Origin of the sequence: Rhodococcus sp. 14-1411-2a, assembly GCF_002259485.1 — a bacterium.
Lineage (GTDB): Bacteria > Actinomycetota > Actinomycetes > Mycobacteriales > Mycobacteriaceae > Rhodococcoides.
In genome coordinates this window covers 193,817-212,087 of record NZ_NPGA01000020.1, presented here as the reverse complement: position 1 = coordinate 212,087, position 18,271 = coordinate 193,817, and the positions used below count along the sequence as shown (strand labels likewise).

15 protein-coding genes are annotated in these 18,271 nt (G+C 66.3%); 10 read left to right on the top strand and 5 right to left on the bottom strand.

What is annotated here, in order from left to right; genetic code table 11:
* Positions 1–35: 35 nt before the first annotated feature.
* The 4 genes from tatA (at position 36) to CH291_RS21945 (ending at position 5,193) form a co-directional block, all read left to right on the top strand.
* The gene (gene tatA / locus CH291_RS21960; RefSeq protein WP_068050773.1) at positions 36–302 is read left to right on the top strand and encodes a Sec-independent protein translocase subunit TatA; all 267 of its coding nucleotides are present in this window, start codon (positions 36–38) and stop codon (positions 300–302) included.
* A gap of 111 nt (positions 303–413) precedes the next feature.
* Positions 414–1,385 carry a twin-arginine translocase subunit TatC gene (tatC, locus tag CH291_RS21955; RefSeq protein ID WP_068050772.1) on the top strand — a complete coding sequence of 324 codons (972 nt, stop codon included), beginning with the start codon at positions 414–416 and terminating at the stop codon, positions 1,383–1,385.
* 27 nt (positions 1,386–1,412) lie between these two features.
* Positions 1,413–4,187, top strand: coding sequence for a DEAD/DEAH box helicase (locus CH291_RS21950; RefSeq protein ID WP_094688661.1), 2,775 nt, complete (start codon positions 1,413–1,415; stop codon positions 4,185–4,187).
* Positions 4,188–4,281: 94 nt separating this feature from the next.
* A complete protein-coding gene (locus CH291_RS21945; protein WP_094688659.1) occupies positions 4,282–5,193 on the top strand; it encodes a DUF4333 domain-containing protein in 912 nt (303 codons plus the stop codon).
* 19 nt (positions 5,194–5,212) lie between these two features.
* Here the strand turns inward: CH291_RS21945 and CH291_RS21940 are convergent, their stop codons facing one another.
* Positions 5,213–6,190: a 5'-3' exonuclease gene (locus CH291_RS21940; protein ID WP_094688880.1), complete on the bottom strand. Its 978-nt coding sequence runs from the start codon at positions 6,188–6,190 to the stop codon at positions 5,213–5,215.
* A 27-nt stretch (positions 6,191–6,217) separates the two neighbouring features.
* Here CH291_RS21940 and CH291_RS21935 point away from each other — a divergent pair, with 27 nt between their 5' ends.
* Together CH291_RS21935 and CH291_RS21930 are read left to right on the top strand one after the other, a co-directional pair.
* Positions 6,218–7,360, top strand: a complete 1,143-nt coding sequence (locus CH291_RS21935; protein ID WP_094688658.1) for a M24 family metallopeptidase — start codon at positions 6,218–6,220, stop codon at positions 7,358–7,360.
* The gene (locus CH291_RS21930; RefSeq protein WP_094688656.1) at positions 7,357–7,953 is read left to right on the top strand and encodes a nucleotidyltransferase family protein; all 597 of its coding nucleotides are present in this window, start codon (positions 7,357–7,359) and stop codon (positions 7,951–7,953) included. Before CH291_RS21935 ends, CH291_RS21930 begins: the two co-directional genes overlap by 4 nt.
* On the opposite strand, the gene CH291_RS21925 is transcribed toward CH291_RS21930, so the two are convergent.
* Entirely contained in the window at positions 7,950–8,363 is a 414-nt protein-coding gene (locus CH291_RS21925) for a TIGR03618 family F420-dependent PPOX class oxidoreductase (protein WP_094688655.1), read from the bottom strand. The genes CH291_RS21930 and CH291_RS21925 overlap by 4 nt on opposite strands.
* Before the next feature lie 45 nt (positions 8,364–8,408).
* Between CH291_RS21925 and CH291_RS21920 the strand changes: the two genes are divergently transcribed.
* Genes CH291_RS21920 through CH291_RS21910 form a run of 3 tightly spaced genes read left to right on the top strand, consistent with a single transcriptional unit; the run spans position 8,409 to position 11,118 of the window.
* On the top strand, positions 8,409–9,167 hold the full coding sequence (locus CH291_RS21920; RefSeq protein WP_094688653.1) for an SDR family NAD(P)-dependent oxidoreductase: 759 nt from the start codon (positions 8,409–8,411) through the stop codon (positions 9,165–9,167).
* Positions 9,167–10,390 carry a precorrin-6y C5,15-methyltransferase (decarboxylating) subunit CbiE gene (gene cbiE, locus CH291_RS21915; RefSeq protein WP_094688879.1) on the top strand — a complete coding sequence of 408 codons (1,224 nt, stop codon included), beginning with the start codon at positions 9,167–9,169 and terminating at the stop codon, positions 10,388–10,390. The genes CH291_RS21920 and cbiE overlap by 1 nt, the downstream gene beginning before the upstream one ends.
* Positions 10,369–11,118 carry a cobalt-precorrin-6A reductase gene (locus tag CH291_RS21910; RefSeq protein ID WP_094688652.1) on the top strand — a complete coding sequence of 250 codons (750 nt, stop codon included), beginning with the start codon at positions 10,369–10,371 and terminating at the stop codon, positions 11,116–11,118. The genes cbiE and CH291_RS21910 overlap by 22 nt, the downstream gene beginning before the upstream one ends.
* Here CH291_RS21910 and cobJ read toward each other — a convergent pair.
* From cobJ to cobG, 3 genes are read right to left on the bottom strand one after another with little or no spacing between them, the layout of a single operon-like run.
* Positions 11,115–12,608, bottom strand: coding sequence for a precorrin-3B C(17)-methyltransferase (gene cobJ, locus CH291_RS21905; RefSeq protein ID WP_094688651.1), 1,494 nt, complete (start codon positions 12,606–12,608; stop codon positions 11,115–11,117). The genes CH291_RS21910 and cobJ overlap by 4 nt on opposite strands.
* Positions 12,605–13,231: a precorrin-8X methylmutase gene (locus CH291_RS21900; protein WP_068050694.1), complete on the bottom strand. Its 627-nt coding sequence runs from the start codon at positions 13,229–13,231 to the stop codon at positions 12,605–12,607. Before CH291_RS21900 ends, cobJ begins: the two co-directional genes overlap by 4 nt.
* 54 nt (positions 13,232–13,285) lie before the next feature.
* A complete protein-coding gene (gene cobG / locus CH291_RS21895; protein WP_094688878.1) occupies positions 13,286–14,416 on the bottom strand; it encodes a precorrin-3B synthase in 1,131 nt (376 codons plus the stop codon).
* A 232-nt stretch (positions 14,417–14,648) separates the two neighbouring features.
* Between cobG and cobN the strand changes: the two genes are divergently transcribed.
* On the top strand, positions 14,649–18,254 hold the full coding sequence (cobN, locus tag CH291_RS21890; RefSeq protein ID WP_094688650.1) for a cobaltochelatase subunit CobN: 3,606 nt from the start codon (positions 14,649–14,651) through the stop codon (positions 18,252–18,254).
* The last annotated feature ends 17 nt before the right edge of the window (positions 18,255–18,271 follow it).

Below are 18,271 nucleotides of genomic sequence, written 5' to 3'. Positions count from 1 at the left end.
GTACGCTCGATTCATCTGATCTGTAGGAGGTTCACATGGGATTCACCAGTCCCTGGCACTGGGCCATCGTTGCGGTGGTCGTCATCATTCTGTTCGGTTCCAAGAAGCTGCCCGAGGCTGCTCGCGGACTCGGCCGGTCGTTGCGCATCTTCAAGAGCGAGGTGAAGGAGATGCAGAACGACGGCAAGTCCGACACCGACACCGCTCCCGCTCAGCAGCCCGTCGCTCCCGCTCAGCTGCCCTCGCCCGCCCCGGTCGCGCAGCCGAACACCGAGACCCAGCACGACGCGAAGTCTGCCTGAGCGCACGGCCGCTCAGCACACCTTCGGTGCCAGTTCGGCACCGAAGGTTCACTGCTGTCGGTGACGGCTTCTCGCTGTCGTCCGACCGACGAAGGCTGACCGTAGAACACCATGCGCATTCCGTTCGATCCGCGGCGAAGCAAGCGCCGAATCAATCCCGACGGCACCATGTCGTTGGTCGATCATCTGTACGAGCTGCGAACCCGGCTCCTGTGGTCGCTGGTAGCAGTCGCAGTGACGACTGCCTTCGGGTTCTTCTGGTACTCGCACACCATCTTCGGCGTCGAGAGCCTCGGCGACCTCCTACGCGGTCCCTACTGCACGCTCGACCCGAGTCTGCGCGCGAATCTGAGCAACGACGATCAGTGTCGTCTGCTCGCCACCGGACCGTTCGATCAGTTCCTTTTGCGATTCAAGGTCGCGTTCACCGCCGGTGTCGTACTGGCCTGCCCCATCTGGCTGTACCAGATCTGGGCTTTCATCACCCCGGGTCTGTACGCCAACGAACGGCGACATGCGGTCTCGTTCGTCTCCGGAGCGGCTGCGCTGTTCGTCGCCGGAGCCGTCCTGGCCTACTTCGTGGTCGCCAAAGGCCTGCACTTCCTGCTCTCCATCGGCGACAACGTGCAGATCACCGCGCTGAGCGGTGATCAGTACTTCGGATTCCTGATCAACCTCCTCATCATCTTCGGCGTCAGCTTCGAGATTCCGTTGCTGGTCGTTGCCTTGAATTTCGTCGGCGTACTCACCTACGAGCGACTCAAGGCGTGGCGTCGAGGTCTCATCTTCGGATTGTTCGTCTTCGCGGCCATCGCAACTCCTGGCCAGGACCCGTTCTCCATGCTGGCCTTGGCCTTGGCGTTGACGGTGCTCTTCGAGATGGCAGTGCAGATTGCGCGAATTCACGACAAGCGTAAGTTGCGCAAGAGAAGAGACGAATGGGGTGATGTGTCAGATGACGAAGCAACGCGCATCGACGGCGCAAGTTCGATCGAATCACCGGATGCTGTCGCTCCGACACCGCCGTCCAGCGGTCTCGGTACCGCGACCCGAGTACAGGCGCAGTACGACGACACGATCTGACATCGACCGGCCCGTAGGGTCGAAAGCATGACCGAGACGGTTCTCGATACGGGGACGAGCCCCCGACCCACCCAGCTGCAACGATTCTCCGCCGAGCTCGGCTTTCCCCTCGACCGGTTCCAGGTGGATGCCTGCACAGCGCTGGAGAACGGTCACGGGGTACTGGTCTGTGCCCCCACCGGTGCGGGCAAGACGGTCATCGGCGAGTTCGCGGTGCACCTTGCGCTCGCCGCGGGACGTAAGTGCTTCTACACCACCCCGATCAAGGCGCTGAGCAACCAGAAGTTCGCGGAGCTGACCGCACGGTACGGGCGCGACACGGTCGGGCTGCTGACCGGAGATTCGTCGATCAACCCCGACGCGCCCATCGTCATCATGACGACCGAAGTGCTGCGCAACATGCTGTACGCATCCTCGGATGCATTGCGAGGACTCTCGCACGTCGTCATGGACGAGGTGCACTATCTCGCCGACCGTTTCCGCGGGGCGGTGTGGGAAGAAGTCATCCTGCACCTGTCCGACGACGTTCGATTGGTCAGCCTGTCGGCAACGGTGAGCAACGCCGAGGAGTTCGGTGCCTGGATGAGCACGGTTCGCGGTGACACCGCGGTCGTGGTGGACGAGAACCGTCCGGTGCCCCTTTCGCAGCACATCATGGTCGGTCGCCGACTGTTCGATCTGTTCGACACGCGAGCCCAGTCGGCCGACGGCAGTCAGAAGATCGTCGTCGACCGTGAACTCGTCCGACACGTCAAACAACGCCAGTCCCTCGACTCGATGGACCGCTGGCACGCGCCACACAGCAGGGGCCGCGGCGGACGTTCGGGTGGCGGAGGTCGCGGTGGCGGTCAGGGCAGCGGAGCCAACAACAGACCACTGGCCAGACCCGATGTGATCGCCAAACTCGACGAAGAGGGTCTGCTCCCGGCCATCACATTCATCTTCAGCCGTGCCGGGTGCGACGGCGCGCTGACCCAGTGCATGCGTTCGCGGCTGGTGTTGACCACGCCCGAGCAGGCCGAGGAGATCCGGTACATCGTCGAGAAACACACCTCGGAGCTGCCGCGCGAGGACCTCGAAGTTCTGGGCTTCTGGGAGTGGCGCGACGCACTGGAACGGGGATTCGCCGCCCACCACGCCGGGATGTTGCCGGTCTTCCGGCACACCGTCGAGGAATTGTTCGTCAAGGGTCTCGTCCGAGCGGTGTTCGCCACCGAGACCTTGGCTCTCGGGATCAACATGCCGGCCCGAACCGTCGTGCTCGAGAAGTTGGTCAAGTTCAACGGTGAGACACACGCCGAATTGACGCCGGGGGAGTACACCCAGCTGACCGGCCGGGCCGGACGCCGCGGCATCGACGTCGAAGGGCATGCCGTCGTGCTGTGGCAGCCCGGCACGGAGCCGACCGAGGTCGCGGGGCTGGCGTCGACGCGTACGTTCCCGCTGCGCAGTTCGTTCGCGCCGGCATACAACATGTCGATCAACCTCATCGAACAGTTCGGTGCGGCCGATTCGCGTCTGCTGCTCGAGCGGTCGTTCGCGCAGTTCCAGGCGGACCGCTCCGTCGTCGGGATGGTTCGCGGTATCGAGAAGAACATGCAGACGTTGGAGGCACTCGGTGCACGCCTCGGTGGCCCCGAGGGCGAGTACTTCGAGTATGCGCGGCTGCGCGAGCGATTGAAGGATCGGGAGAAGACCCTCGAACGCCAGAGCAGGTCCGATCGGCGGGACAAGGCCGTCGATTCGCTGCGTGCCCTGCGCCGCGGCGACGTGATCTCGGTGCCGACCGGTCGCCGCAGCGGTCTTGCCGTGGTTCTCGAGCCCGACGACGACCGGGCCGATCCGCGTCCGCTGGTGCTCACCGAGGACAAGTGGGCCGGCCGGCTCTCGGCAGCGGACTTCCCATCGCCCGCAACGTCTCTGGGAACGATGCGACTGCCGCGATTCGTCGACCACCGCACCGCGAAGACCCGACGCGATCTCGCGGCGGCCCTGGTCACCCGCGGAATATCGCAGCCGTCGGACCGTATCCGACGCAAGTCGACGGCGGCGGACGACAAGGAGCTCGCCACCCTTCGGCGAGCAATCCGCTCGCATCCGGTGCACGCTCGCCCGGACCGCGACGAGCTCGGTCGCACCGGTAAACGCTACAACCGGTTGGCGCGAGAGACCGAAACGATGCGCCAGAAGGTGTCGGCCACGACGAACTCCCTGGCCCGAACATTCGACCGCATCCTGGCTTTGCTCGCCGACCGCGGTTACGTGACGGCAGGCAAGGATCCGAAGGTCACCGAGGACGGCGCCAGGCTGAGCCGAATCTATTCCGAGTCCGATCTGCTGGTTGCCGAATGCTTGCGCGGCGGCCTGTGGCAGGGGCTTTCTCCGGCAGAGTTGGCGGCGGTGGTCTCGGCGGTGGTCTACGAGTCCAGATCGGAGGGTGACATCACCCCGCACGGACCGACGGGTCCGATTCGGCATGCACTGACCGAGACCGTCCGGGTGTGGCACGAGCTGCGGTCCGACGAAGTGCGACACAAGCTGCCGCCGACAAGAGAACCCGACATGGGCTTCGTGAAGGCGATCTACAAGTGGGCGTCGAACCACTCGTTGGTCGATGCGCTCGTCACCGCGGGTGACAACGGCAAAGCCCTCTCGGGTGGAGACTTCGTGCGCTGGTGTCGGCAGGTGATCGACCTGTTGGACCAGGTTCGGCTCGCGGCCCCGGAGCCGGAACTGTCGCGAACTGCGGCGCGCGCGATCACGGCTCTGCGCCGCGGCGTGGTCGCCGTCGATGCCGCATGACAGCACCGAATCGGACTGCCGGGTCGGTACAGCGGAGAGTCGTACAGCCGGGTTACTGTACCCCCGACGAATCCGAATTTTCAGTGGAGGCGAGATGAGCGGCCCATACGGTCCGACCGATCCGGACAACAGCTGGTCGCGCACGCCCGATCAGCAGGACAGTGCCGCGAACGACACACCGGACACTCAGCCTGCTCCCTCCGCCGAGTCACAGACTCCGACGCCGTCGGCGTGGGGTCAGTACGGACAGCCGCAGGCCACGCCGTACGGCGAACCCGGACAGAGCTACGGGCAGAGCCCGCAACAACCCGGCGGCCAATACCCGCAGGGCCAGTACCCGCACGGGCAATATCCTCAGGGTCAGTACCCACAGGGCCAGTACCCCCAGGCCCAGTACCCCCAAGGTCAGTACCCACCTGCCGGCTATCCGCAGGGGCAGTACCCCTCGGCCCCGAATGCACAGGGCGGCTACCCCCAGGGACAGAACCCCACCGCGCACTACCCCGCCGGTCAGCAGTACGGCGCGCCTGCATCGGGCGATTCGGCGTACCAGAATCCTTACGCACCACAGCAATTCGGTGGTGGGCAATACGGGCCGGGTCCGTACGGCCAGCAACCACAGCAGCCATGGAGTCCCAACCAGCAGTATCCCAACCAGCAGTATCCGAATCAGCAGGGGCCAGGGCAGGCCGGGGCTCGATCGAAGAAGCCCCTGATCATCGCGGGTGCCGTGGTAGCAGTCCTCGCCGTGATCGCTGTGGTGTCGTTCTTCGCTTTCGGTCGAACGACCACCCTCGATACTGCGGCGGCCGAGGAGGGTGTTCGCACGGTCGTCACCGAGTCCTACGGTGCGTCCGACGTCTCCGGTGTGTCCTGTCCCCAGGACATCGAGGTCGTGGCCCAGACCAGTGTCGAGTGCACCCTGACTGTCGACGGTGCGTTCAAGACCGTGACTCTGACCTTCCTCGACGACGACGCCAACTACGAAGTCTCCCTGCCCGAGTAGACCCGCTCAGGTCGCACGATCAGGTCGTCGACGCCGTGGCCGCCATCGCGGCGACGAGGCGTGCCACGGCGTTCTCGATGCCGAGAGTCTCGGCGAGCGAGTTCAGTGCATCGGCATCGGCGGGCTCGGCGGGAATCTCGTCTGACTTCGACAGGACGACGTCGGCGTCGGTGACGACTCGGACAACCGGCAGCGCCGCGTCCAGGTAGTCGCTCGCATTGGCCAGCTTCGCCCGGATGCCCTTGGCCATGTCCGATGCCGGGTCGAGTGCAGCAGCGCGCAACGCAGCGACGGATTCGTACTGCATCATCAGCGTCGACGCTGTCTTCTCCCCGATGCCCTTAACTCCGGGCAGACCGTCCGAGGCATCGCCGCGCAGCAAGGCGAGTTCCGCGTACGCCGCACCCGCTCGATGAAGTGGCACCCCGTAGCGCTCGGAAACCAGTGCGGGATCGAACAATTCGGCTTTGGCCAGCCCACGTCCCACGTACAGAACGCGCACCTCGTTCGGCTCGTCGGCGGCAACCTGAAGCAGGTCTCGGTCTCCACTGACCACGACCACGGGGTCCTGACGCTCACGCGCGGCCAGGGTTCCCAGGACGTCGTCGGCTTCGAGACCGTCTGCGCCTGCGGTCGCGATCCCCAACGCGGCGAGCACATCCATGATCATGTCCACCTGTGGTGTCAGCGTTTCCGGAACTTCTTCGCTCTCGGCGACGTCCGGGGCACCCTCGGCCACACGGTGCGCCTTGTAGGACGGCACGAGGTCGACGCGGAACTGTGGCCGCCAGTCCAGATCGAGACACACGGCCAGTCGGCCGGGTTCGGTGCGCGCGATCAACGCCGAGATCATGTCGAGGAAGCCGCGAACGGCATTGACGGGTCGCCCGTCTGGGGCCGTAATCGACTCGGGCAGTGCGTAGTAAGCCCTGAACCACAGGCTCGCACCGTCGAGGAGCAGCAACGGAGACTTTCCGGGGGCGGTCATGGCGCTCATCTTGCCGTACGGCATTAGCCTGAAGGTATGAGTGTCGATTCTTCGGTCAGTTCCTCACGTTTCTCCAGCGATGTCTATGCGTCCAGGCTCGCCCGCGCGGCTCGCCTGACGTCGGATGCAGGCCTGGATGCCCTGCTGATCACCCCGGGGCCGGATCTGCAGTACCTGATCGGGTCGAAGGCCAGCTCGTTCGAGCGGCTCATCGCGCTGGTCGTTCCGGCGGACGGTAGCACCCCCACGGTCGTCGTTCCGCGGCTCGAGCTCGCCGCACTGGGCGACTCCGCAGCGCAGGAACTGTCTCTGACTCTCGTCGACTGGGTCGACGGTGTGGATCCGTACGCACTGGTGGCAGCAGCGGTTCCCGGCGGAACGAGAACAGCCGTTGCCGACGCCATGCCCGCCCTGCATTTCGTGCCGCTGGCGGGTGTCTTCGGCACGATCCCGGTTCTGGCCACCGACGTGCTTCGCGAACTCCGAATGGTCAAGGATGCGGCCGAGATCGACGCGTTGCGGCGAGCCGGGTATGCCATCGATCGCGTGCACGCCCGGATGGGCGAATGGCTTCGGGTGGGCCGAACGGAAGCGCAGATCGCCGCGGACATCGCTGCCGCGATCGTCGAAGAAGGCCACACTGCACCGGAATTCATCATCGTCGGTTCCGGGCCCCACGGTGCCGATCCACACCACGAGGTATCCGATCGAGTCGTCGAGACAGGAGACATCGTGGTGATCGACATCGGCGGACCCGTCGCACCGGGATACAACTCCGACTCGACCCGCACCTACAGTCTCGGCGAACCGTCGGCGGAGATCGCCGAGCAGTACGCGGTACTCGAGCGGGCGCAGCAGGCGGCTGTCGACGCGGTGGTGCCCGGTGTCACGGCGCAGTCCATCGATGCGGCGGCTCGCGACGTCCTGGTCGACGCCGGTCTCGGCGAGGCGTTCCTGCACCGCACCGGTCACGGGATCGGCCTGTCGGTGCACGAGGAGCCGTACATCGTTGCGGGCAACGACATCACGCTGACCGAAGGGATGGCGTTCAGCATCGAGCCGGGAATCTATTTCCGCGGGCAGTGGGGTGCACGCATCGAGGACATCGTCGTGGTCACCGCAGACGGGTGCGAATCGGTCAACCTCAGGCCTCACGCTCTGGCCGTCCTGCCGGTGTGACGCGTCCGGGCGAGGACGAGTTCGTCTCGGTCGTCAGGTCCAATCCGGCCGTCGCCGAAATACTGGGGCGCGCGCCGCAACTCGGGCTTCCCGGGTGGTATCTGACGGCAGGTGGCCTCTTCCAGACGGTCTGGAACCACCTGGACGGCCGGGACCTGTGTGCCGGCATCCGGGACTACGACTTCTTCTATTTCGACGACTCCGATCTGTCCTACGACGCGGAGAACGAGGTCATCGAGCGCGCGGCCTCGGTGTTCGACGACCTCGGGGTGGACGTCGAAGTGCGCAACGAGGCGCGCGTACACCTGTGGTACGAACAGCATTTCGGCACTCCGATCGCGCCGTACCGAAGTACCGAGGATGCGATCGATCATTTCGTGTCCACCACGTGCTGCTTCGGCATGACCACCGACCAGGGCGGAACCGATGTCGTGTACGCACCGCACGGATTCGACGATCTGTTCGGGGGAATAGTGCGGCCGAACCCACGGCTGCCGATGCGACACGTGTACGAGGCCAAGGCTGCCCGGTGGACGACGGAGTGGCCGGACCTGACGGTTCTGCCGTGGCCGACGGAGCCGACGACGCGCTAGCGGTTCAGCAGGGAACGGCTACCCAGTACACGCTGCACCTGTATCTCGATGACGACTCGGGTCGGGTTCTCTCTGGGTACGCGGTAGCGCTGCGCATAGCGGTTCTCCGCATCGACGACCGATGCACGGTCGTCTCGGACCGACGCGGGCCCTTCCAACGTCAGCCAGCGGGCACCGTCGATCTGAGTGACGGCGGCGTAGGCACCGCGGCCGGCGTTGATCGCCTTCTGCGACACGTCGTTGGTGATGACCCGAGCACACCGGGCCTCGGCGTCGTAGGTGAAGCCGACGGCGACGACGTGCGGGGTTCCGTCGGGTCGCAGTGTCGTCAGAGTGGCGAGGTGTCGCTCGGCAAGGAACTCGAGTGCTTCGTCGGCGAGGGCAGTCGCGTCTGCGGGGATGGCGGCCATGCCCCGACTGTAGTGAATGCGATTTCATCGGCAAGACTGGTCGTCGTGAGCAGACGAGCAGAACCCGCGGCCGGAACGCTGTTGCTGTTGGGCGGGCGCAGCGAGATCGGACTCGAGGTCGCCACCCGACTCGCCTCGGGGCGAACCGTCGTACTGGCAGCTCGGCGCAGTACCGACCTCGATGCTCAGCAACGACGAGTGCAGCAGGCAGGCGCGGACGCCGTTCACACCGTCGAGTTCGACGCGAACGAGATGGACACTCACGCCGAGCTTCTGAGCCGGGTGGCCGAGCGATACGGCCCGATCGGGATCGTGGTGCTGGCGTTCGGGATCCTCGGGGATCAAGGGCGCGCCGAGGACGACGCGCAGCACGCTCTCGACGTCATCACCACCGACTTCCTGGCTCAGGTTTCGGTGCTGACGCACGCATCGAAGATCCTCCGAGCACAGGGGAGCGGCGACCTGGTCGTGTTCTCGTCGGTCGCGGGGATTCGCGTGCGGCGCGCCAACTACGTGTACGGATCCGCGAAGGCCGGTCTCGACGGCTTCGCCAGCGGACTGAGCGACTCACTGCACGGCAGCGGAGTGCACCTCCTGCTCGTTCGTCCCGGATTCGTCATCGGTTCGATGACCGAGGGGATGACCCCGGCACCCATGTCGAGTACGCCGGATCAGGTGGCCGACGGCGTCGTCGCTGCGCTGCGCACGCGTCGGGCCACCGTGTGGATCCCCGGCACACTGCGACCGTTGTTCTTCGCCATGCGTCTACTGCCGCAGTGGCTCTGGCGCAGGATGCCGCGCTGATGGTGGCACCCGTGCCCACTCCGATCGTGGTCGTGGGAATCGGTGCGGACGGCTGGGACGGACTGCCTCTCGCGTCGCGCAGGGCCGTCGAGCAAGCAGATGTGGTGTTCGGCTCCGCCCGCCAGGTCGCTGGAGTACGGGAGCACTGCAGCGAGACCAGGACATGGCCCAGCCCGTTGGTGCCGAATCTGCGGCCGATGATCGACGCCTACGCCGATTCTCGCGTGTGCGTACTGGCCAGCGGCGATCCCATGTTCCACGGCATCGGGGTGACGTTGGCGCGGGAGTTCGGCGCCGAGCGCTTGCGGGTGCACCCGGCCCCGTCTTCGGTGTCGTTGGCATGCGCTCGCTTGGGTTGGGCGCTGCACCACACCACGACGGTGTCGCTGGTGAACAGCCCGGCCGAGACGGTGTTGCCCGAGTTGGCCGACGGTCGTCGGATACTGGTGTTGAGCCAGGGCAGCAGCACTCCTGGTGAGATCGCGGTGGTGTTGTCCGCCAACGGTTTCGGTGCGAGTGAGATGACGGTCCTCGAGCAGCTCGGCGGACCGGCGGAGCGGGTCGTCGGCGGGATTGCGTCGAAGTCGACGTTCGAGGGCGTCGACCCACTCAATGTCGTTGCGCTGCTGTGTGTCCGAGATCCCGACGCTGCCCGCTACACCCGCATTCCCGGCCTGGCCGATTCCGCGTACACCGGAGACGGTCAGATGACCAAGCGGGAGGTTCGCGCACTGACGCTCAGCGCGTTGGCACCGGTGCCAGGAGAGCTGTTGTGGGACATCGGGGGCGGATCGGGAACCATTGCCATCGAATGGATGCGGACCGACGAATCCTGTCGTGCAGTGACGTTCGAGAGTTCGCAGGTGCGCCGTGAGCAGATCGAGACCAATGCACGGCTTCTGGGAGTTCCGAGCCTCGTCGTCCACGGCGGCGCTCCGGAAAGTTTCGCGGCGGTCTCGGACGCCGTACCCGATGCAGTGTTCATCGGTGGCGGGTTGACCGGTGCCGACATGCTCGAGGCCTGCTGGGATGCGGTGCGCACCGGCGGGCGAGTGGTCGCGAATTCGGTGACGGCCGAATCGGATTCGTTGTTGCTGACCGCCGCGGCGAAGTACGGCGGCGAGCTCCGCAGGTTCCAGATCTACCGCGGCGAACCGCTGGGCGCGTTCACGACGTGGAGACCGCAGCTGCCGGTCACACAATGGAGTGCGACCAAACGGTGAAGGTCCTGATTCTCGGTGGTACGACGGAGTCGAGGGCACTCGCGGCCGCTCTGGACACGGTGCAGGGGATCGAGACGATCACCTCGCTAGCCGGCCGGGTCGCCGAGCCGATGTTGCCCGTCGGCGAGACTCGAATCGGCGGATTCGGAGGTCCGGATGCCCTTGCAGTGTGGCTGCGAGACAACGCAATCGACGTGGTGGTGGACGCGACGCACCCGTTCGCCTCCACCATCGCCGCACACGCCGAGCAGGCCACTCAGGCAACGTCGGTCGCGCTCCTGGTGCTGACGCGGCCACCGTGGACCGCGGGCGAGGGTGATCGATGGACCTCGGTTGCCTCACTGCCCGACGCGGCGTCGGCGATCACCCCCGGCAGCCGGGTGTTCCTCACGACAGGCAGGCAGGGTGTTCACCATTTCGCGAGTGTCGATCACTCGTGGTTTCTGGTCCGGGCGATCGACCCTCCGACCGGTGCGGTGCCGCCGCACATGACGCTGCAACTGAGCCGTGGCCCCTTCGACGTCGACCACGAGTCGATGATGCTGGCAGAGAACCGAATAGACCTGCTGATCACCAAGAACAGCGGCGGCGACATGACGCGAGCCAAGCTCGATGCCGCCCGAGCGGCATCGATTCCGGTTCTCATGGTCGACCGTCCCACGCGAACCGGCTCGGCACCGACGGTGTTCGACGTCGCAGCCGCCGTGGACCGGTTGACGGATCGCTAAGAACTGCCTGCCGACGGATAACGCCTGGAGGTGAACACCTTCGGCCCGCTTCCCGTCTCGACCACCGTCGTCATCGACGATCCGATGATGAGCAGGCATCGCATGTCGATCGACTCGGGGTCGAGTTCGCCCAGCGCCACGGTGCGAACGGATTCCTGCGGGCTGCCCACCGCGCGTCCGATGACCACGGGGGTCTGTGGCGAACGATGCTCGAGCAGAATCTCTTTCGTTGCGGCAACCTGCCAGGTCCGCGACTTCGACGCGGGGTTGTAGATCGCGATCGCCATATCGGCTCCGGCGACCGCCGAGAGCCGCGCTGCCACGACGTTCCAGGGCTTGAGGCGGTCGGACAGAGAGATGACGGCGTAGTCGTGTCCGAGCGGTGCGCCCACCCGACTGGCGACGGCGTTGGCTGCCGTCATCCCGGGCACCACCCGCACCGGGACCGAGCTCCACTGCTCCTCGGCCGCGACCTCGATGACCGCGGTTGCCATCGCGAACACACCAGGATCGCCCGAGGAGACCACGGCGACGCGGCGACCCTGTTTGGCGAGATCGAGAGCGAACGCCGCACGTTCCGACTCGACCTTGTTGTCGCTCGCGTGCCGGATCTGACCGGGGCGCTGCGGTACCCGATCGATGTAGGTGACATAGCCGACCAGATCGGTGGCGGCGGCGAGTTCGGCGCGCACTTCGTCGGTCGTCCATGCGTCGTCGCCTGGTCCGAGGCCGACGACCACCACTTCACCGGCGCAAGTTGGTGTTTGGGTTCGATTGGAGGGGCTCGGTACGACGATCATCGAGAAGTAGGGAACGTTGTCTGCGTCGACGGCGTCGAGCACCCGCTGCTCGGGTGTGCTGGCCCGTTCCACGTAGCGCGCTTCACTCAGCCGGCCGGAACGCTCCAGGGCCTCGAGCACCGTCGGGTAGGTCCGGCCCAGTTTCATGATGACGGCCGCGTCGGTGCCGCGCAGTCGGCGCGTGAGTTCGTCTGCCGGCAGTGTGCCGGGAAGCACGGTGAACACTTCGTCTCGCTCCACGAGCGGAGTTGCCAGCGCGGCCGAGGCGGCACTGACCGACGTCACGCCGGGCACGACCTCGACCTCGAACCGGTCGGCCAACCGTTTGTGCATGTGCATGTAGGAGCTGTAGAACAGCGGATCGCCCTCGGCGAGAAGTACTACGGAGCGCCCCGCGTCCAGATGGGTAGCCAGCCGTGCGGCAGCGGACTCGTAGAACTCGTCGATCGCACCCTGATATCCGCCGGGGTGCGCCGTGGCCTCGGTGGTCACCGGGTAGACCAGATGTTCCTCGAGCTGCCCGCTCCGCATGTACCCGGCCGCCAGTCCGCGGGAGATGCTGCGACCGTGCTGTGCACTGTGGAAAGCAACCACATCGGCCTCGGCGATCACGCGAGCGGCCTTGACGGTCAACAACTCCGGATCGCCGGGACCGACTCCAACTCCCCACAGTTTTCCGGTGCCGGTCATTCTTGTTCGCTCGCAATGGCATTGACGGCGGCGACGGTGATGGGGCTGCCACCACGCCTACCGCGAACCACCAGGTACTCGACGCCGAGGCCCGCGGCGATCAGATCTTCCTTCGACTCCGCCGCCCCGATGAATCCGACCGGGCCGCCGACGATCGCTGCGGGTTTCGGTGCCCCTGCCTCCAGCATCTCCATCAGGTGGAACAGAGCGGTCGGAGCGTTTCCGATGGCGACGACGGCACCGCCGAGCTTGTCGCCCCACAACTCCAGGGCGGCAGCGGTTCTCGTGGTGTTCATACTTCGAGCCAAATCCGGTACCCGAGGATCGGACAGGGTGCACAGCACCTCGTTGTCGGCCGGAAGACGGCGACGAGTGATGCCGGCGGCGACCATGTTGGCGTCGCACAGAATCGGCGCGCCCGAGTTCAGTGCCGCGCGAGCGGAGGTCACGACTGCTGGGGTGTAGCCGATGGTCTCGGTCAGATCGATCTCTCCGACCGCGTGAATCATGCGCACGACGACCTGTGCGACGTCCGGTGCGAATCGAGACAGATCTGCTTCGGCTCGGATGGTCGCGAACGATTGTCGGTAGATCTCCGCGCCGTCGCGGACGTAGTCGTGCATGCGTGTCACGATAGGGGAGAGGGGCCCCTCAGCCGGAAGCCGGTCTGGGTCCCCTCACTCGACGCGGTAGCCGATTCCCGTTGCGATGACGTCGGTCACTTCGCCCTTGGGTCGTCCGCAACGCCGTTCGCACCCGGACCAGTGTTGCCGTTCGTCGCGCGGGGTCATCCGGGCATCGACTGCCGCGGAGAGGTCGGCTCGCACGTCGGCCAGCGACTTCTCGCACCCCGGCGATCCGGTGCACGCACTCACCCGAATCCACGGAGATGCTGCGTCGAAGATCAGTCCCATCGGGGCGAGCACGCGGACGACCTGTTCGGCCGGTTCCTCGTCCAGGTCGCACACGATCAGCGATCGCCACGGCGTCATGATCAACGGACGGTCGATGGCGGCGAGGAACTCGGCGAGCCGCGCCCCGAGAACACCGTTGGCCAAGCCCGCGGCCAGCGCCACCAGACCGTCGTCCTGGTCGAGCCATCCGATCGGTGGCACCTCCACGGGTGCGGGCAACGTCAGGGCGGGGCCGGCCGAGAGCCCGAGACGGTCGATGATCTGCGCCGGGCCGTCATCCAGTTCGGCCACCCGCCACTGGGACTGCCGCAGTTCCACGAAGGCACCGGCGCAGTCCAGCAGCGTCGAGACGACCTTGTCGCGGTCCACGCGAACGCCGCTGTCCCGGCCCGCCAGCAGCACAGCGAACGAACCGTCGGGCTGGGCGTAGGCACCGAAGTCCGGTTCCAGTCCGCACAGGTCGCCGCGGCCGTCGTCGAGCGCGAAGAGCGTTCGCCCCGGCAGTTCGGCCAGGTCGGCTCGTGCGCGCAGGCCTTCGTCCAGCGCGCCGATCAGCGCACGCACATCGGTGAGGCGGCCCACCCGGCCCGACAGTGGAGAGGCGAGTATGTTGCGGACCCTCTCGTGCGTCGAGGACGGAAGCAATCCTGCGTCGGCCAGCCTGCTCGCGAAGCCGTCCGGATCCGACACCGCGCGCACCTGGATGTTGCCCCGCGAGGTCAGTTCCAATGTGCCGTCACCCAGCTCTGCAGCGGCCTGCGCCAGCACCTGCATCTGCCCCGGCGACACGACTCCGCCCGGCAGCCGAACTCGTGCCAGCGGCCCGTCAGCGGCCAGATGGGTCGTCAGCGCTCCGGGGCAGCCGTCGGGCACCGACCTCTCTGGCGAACTCATGGTCACCAGGCTACAAGCGCAGCGGGTGGCTCGATTCCATGCTCGCCCCGGTAGCATTCGATGTCCACGGCTAAGGCCGAGAGGAAACCGGCGAGAATCCGGTACGGTCGCGCCACTGTGACGCCCCATCCAGTCCCTCGGGACGGGGCAGGAGTCAGACCCTCTCGCCGACGAGCCGAAGACCGACACACCGATTTCCAGGGGCGCGAAACCCCCGAGGAGGGCGTTACCCGTGTTCTTGCTGCTGTCCACATCGGACACCGATCTGCTCAGTGCCCGTGCCAGTGGAGCCGACTTCACCTGGGGAAACCCTTCTCGCCTTCTCGCCGAGGACATACCGGCGATGGCTGCGACGGCAGAGCTGATCATCGTGCGCATCCTGGGGTCTCGTCGATCCTGGGAGTCGGGGATCGACGCCGTCCTCGCCACCGGACTGCCCGTCGTCGTACTCGGCGGCGAGCAGGCACCCGACGCCGACCTGATGGAGATCTCGACGGTCCCCGCGAACGTCGCCGCGCAGGCGCACAACTATCTGGCCGAAGGTGGGTCCGACAACCTGCGTCAGCTGTACAACTTTCTCTCCGACACCGTGTTGCTGACCGGGCACGGTTTCGACGCCCCACGACACCTCCCGACGTGGGGTCACCTCGAGCGACACTCCGCCGCGAGCTCCGACGGTCCGACGGTGGCCATCCTCTACTACCGCGCCCAACATCTGGCCGGTAACACCACGTACATCGACGCTCTCGCCACCGCGGTCGAGAACGCCGGTGCCACCGCGCTCCCGATCTACTGCGCGTCGCTGCGCACCGCGGAAGCCGACCTGCTCGACACGCTGAAGTCGGCGGATGCCCTGATCGTCACCGTTCTCGCCGCGGGAGGCACCAAACCGGCCGGAGCGTCGGCAGGCGGGGACGACGAGGCCTGGGACGTCGCCGAACTCGCTGCCCTCGACGTCCCGATCCTCCAGGGACTGTGTCTGACGAGTTCGCGCGCGACGTGGTCCGAGAACGACGACGGACTCTCCCCGCTGGACGTGGCCACGCAGGTCGCCGTCCCGGAGTTCGACGGCCGGCTCATCACGGTTCCGTTCTCGTTCAAGGAGATCGACGACGACGGGTTGACCACGTACGTTCCGGACCACGAGCGTGCTGCTCGGGTGGCGGGCATCGCGGTGCGGCACGCCCGGCTGCGGCATATTCCCGCTGCCGACCGCCGCATCGCGCTGATGTTCTCGGCCTATCCCACCAAACATGCGCGGATCGGCAACGCCGTCGGTCTCGACACTCCGGCGAGCGCGATCGCGCTGATGTCGGACATGCGCGCCGCCGGCTACAACCTCGGACCGCTCGACGGCCCGGATTCGGTGCCCGGTCTGGCTGCTCGCGACGGTGACGCACTCATTCACGCGTTGATCGCCCGCGGCGGCCAGGATCCCAACTGGCTCACCGACGCCCAACTCGAGGGCAATCCCATTCGCATCTCGGCCGCGCAGTACGGCCGGTGGTTCGAGCAGCTTCCCGCAGATCTGCGCGACGGCGTGATCGAGCACTGGGGCCCGGCGCCGGGCGATCTCTACGTCGATCGGTCTGCCGATCCGGACGGTGAAATCGTCATTGCAGCAATGCAATTCGGCAACGTGGTGATCATGGTGCAGCCACCTCGGGGATTCGGCGAGAAGCCGGTTGCGATCTATCACGACCCGGACCTGCCGCCGAGCCATCACTATCTGGCGGCCTACCGGTGGATCTCGGCCACCGAGGCCGACGGCGGCTTCGGTGCGGACGCCATGGTCCACCTGGGCAAGCACGGCAACCTGGAATGGCTGCCGGGCAAGACACTCGGTATGTCCGCCTCCTGCGGAACCGATGCGGCGTTGGGCGACCTGCCGTTGATCTACCCGTTCCTCGTCAACGATCCGGGGGAGGGCACGCAGGCCAAGCGTCGCGCGCACGCCACTCTCGTCGATCACCTGATTCCGCCGATGGCGCGTGCGGAGAGCTACGGTGACATCTCCCGGCTCGAGCAATTGCTCGACGAGCACGCGAACATCTCGGCACTCGATCCGGCCAAGCTGCCTGCCATCCGCCAGCAGATCTGGACGCTGATGACCGCGGCGCAGATGCACAAGGACCTCGGACTGGAGGAGCGCCCCGACGAGGAAGTGTTCGACGACATGCTGTTGCACGTCGACGGCTGGCTGTGCGAGATCAAGGATGTGCAGATCCGCGACGGCCTGCACATTCTCGGCCAGGAACCCGTCGGCGATGCCGAAGTCGAGTTGGTTCTGGCCATGCTGCGTGCTCGACAGATGTGGGGCGGGGAGCAGACGGTTCCAGGTCTGCGCGAGGCGCTGGGTCTGAGCGAGGACGGAGACGAGGATCGCACCCGCGTCGACAGTATCGAGGCCGTCGCCCACGGATTGGTCGCGGCCATGCAGGCAACTCAGTGGGATCCCGCAGCGGCCGCGCGAGTGGCGGGCGAGCACGGCGGCGTGGTTGCACAGATTCTCGAGTTCGCCGCAGCCGAGGTCGTTCCGAGACTGCGCGGGACCTCACGCGAGATCGCCCAGGTACTGCACGCGCTCGACGGCGGTTTCATCGCGGCAGGGCCCAGCGGTTCACCGCTGCGCGGGCTGATCAACGTTCTGCCCACCGGCCGCAACTTCTACTCCGTCGATCCGAAGGCCGTGCCGTCGAAGTTGGCGTGGGAGACCGGTCAGGCGATGGCGGAGTCACTGCTCGCTCGCTACCGCCAGGACCACGGCGAGTGGCCGAAATCGGTCGGGCTGTCGGTGTGGGGCACGTCGGCCATGCGGACCTCCGGCGACGACATCGCCGAAGTCTTCGCACTGTTGGGCGTGTCACCGGTGTGGGACGAGGCGTCGCGCCGAGTCACTCGGCTCGAGGTGATCGATCTCGTCGAGCTCGGCCGACCCCGCATCGACGTGACGGTCCGCATCAGCGGGTTCTTCCGTGACGCATTTCCTCATGTGCTCGCATTGCTCGACGATGCGGTTCGGATGGTCGCCGCGTTGGACGAGCCGGCCGATCAGAACTACGTTCGAGCGCATGCGCAGGCCGATCTCGCCGAGCACGGTGACGAAAGGCGTTCCACCACACGCATTTTCGGATCGAAGCCGGGGACGTACGGTGCCGGGTTGCTGCAGCTGATCGACAGCAAGACCTGGCGCAGCGACGACGACCTGGCGCAGGTCTACACCACCTGGGGCGGCTTCGCGTACGGCCGTGGTCTCGACGGCGTTCCCGCCTCGGACGACATGCGCACCGCCTACAAGCGCATTGCCGTTGCCGCCAAGAACACCGATACGCGTGAGCACGACATCGCCGATTCCGACGACTACTTCCAGTACCACGGAGGCATGGTCGCAACCGTGCGTGCGTTGACCGGGAAGTCGCCCGAGGCGTACATCGGTGACAGCACGCGGCCGGAATCGGTTCGCACGCGCACGCTCTCGGAAGAGACCGCGAGAGTGTTCCGCGCCCGGGTGGTGAACCCGCGGTGGCTCGAGGCGATGCGCAGGCACGGGTACAAGGGCGCGTTCGAGATGGCGGCGACCGTGGACTATCTGTTCGGCTACGACGCGACGACCGACGTGGTGCAGGACTGGATGTACGAGAAGCTGGCCGAGACGTACGTGCTCGACGAGCAGAACCAGAAGTTCATGCAACAGTCCAATCCGTGGGCGCTGCACGGTATCGCGGAGCGGCTGCTCGAAGCGGCCGAACGGAAGATGTGGGCCGAGCCGGACAAGCAGGTTCTCGACGGGTTGCGCAAGGTGTATCTGGAAACCGAGGGCGAGCTCGAGGGCGAATAGCGACGTATTCTGAGCAG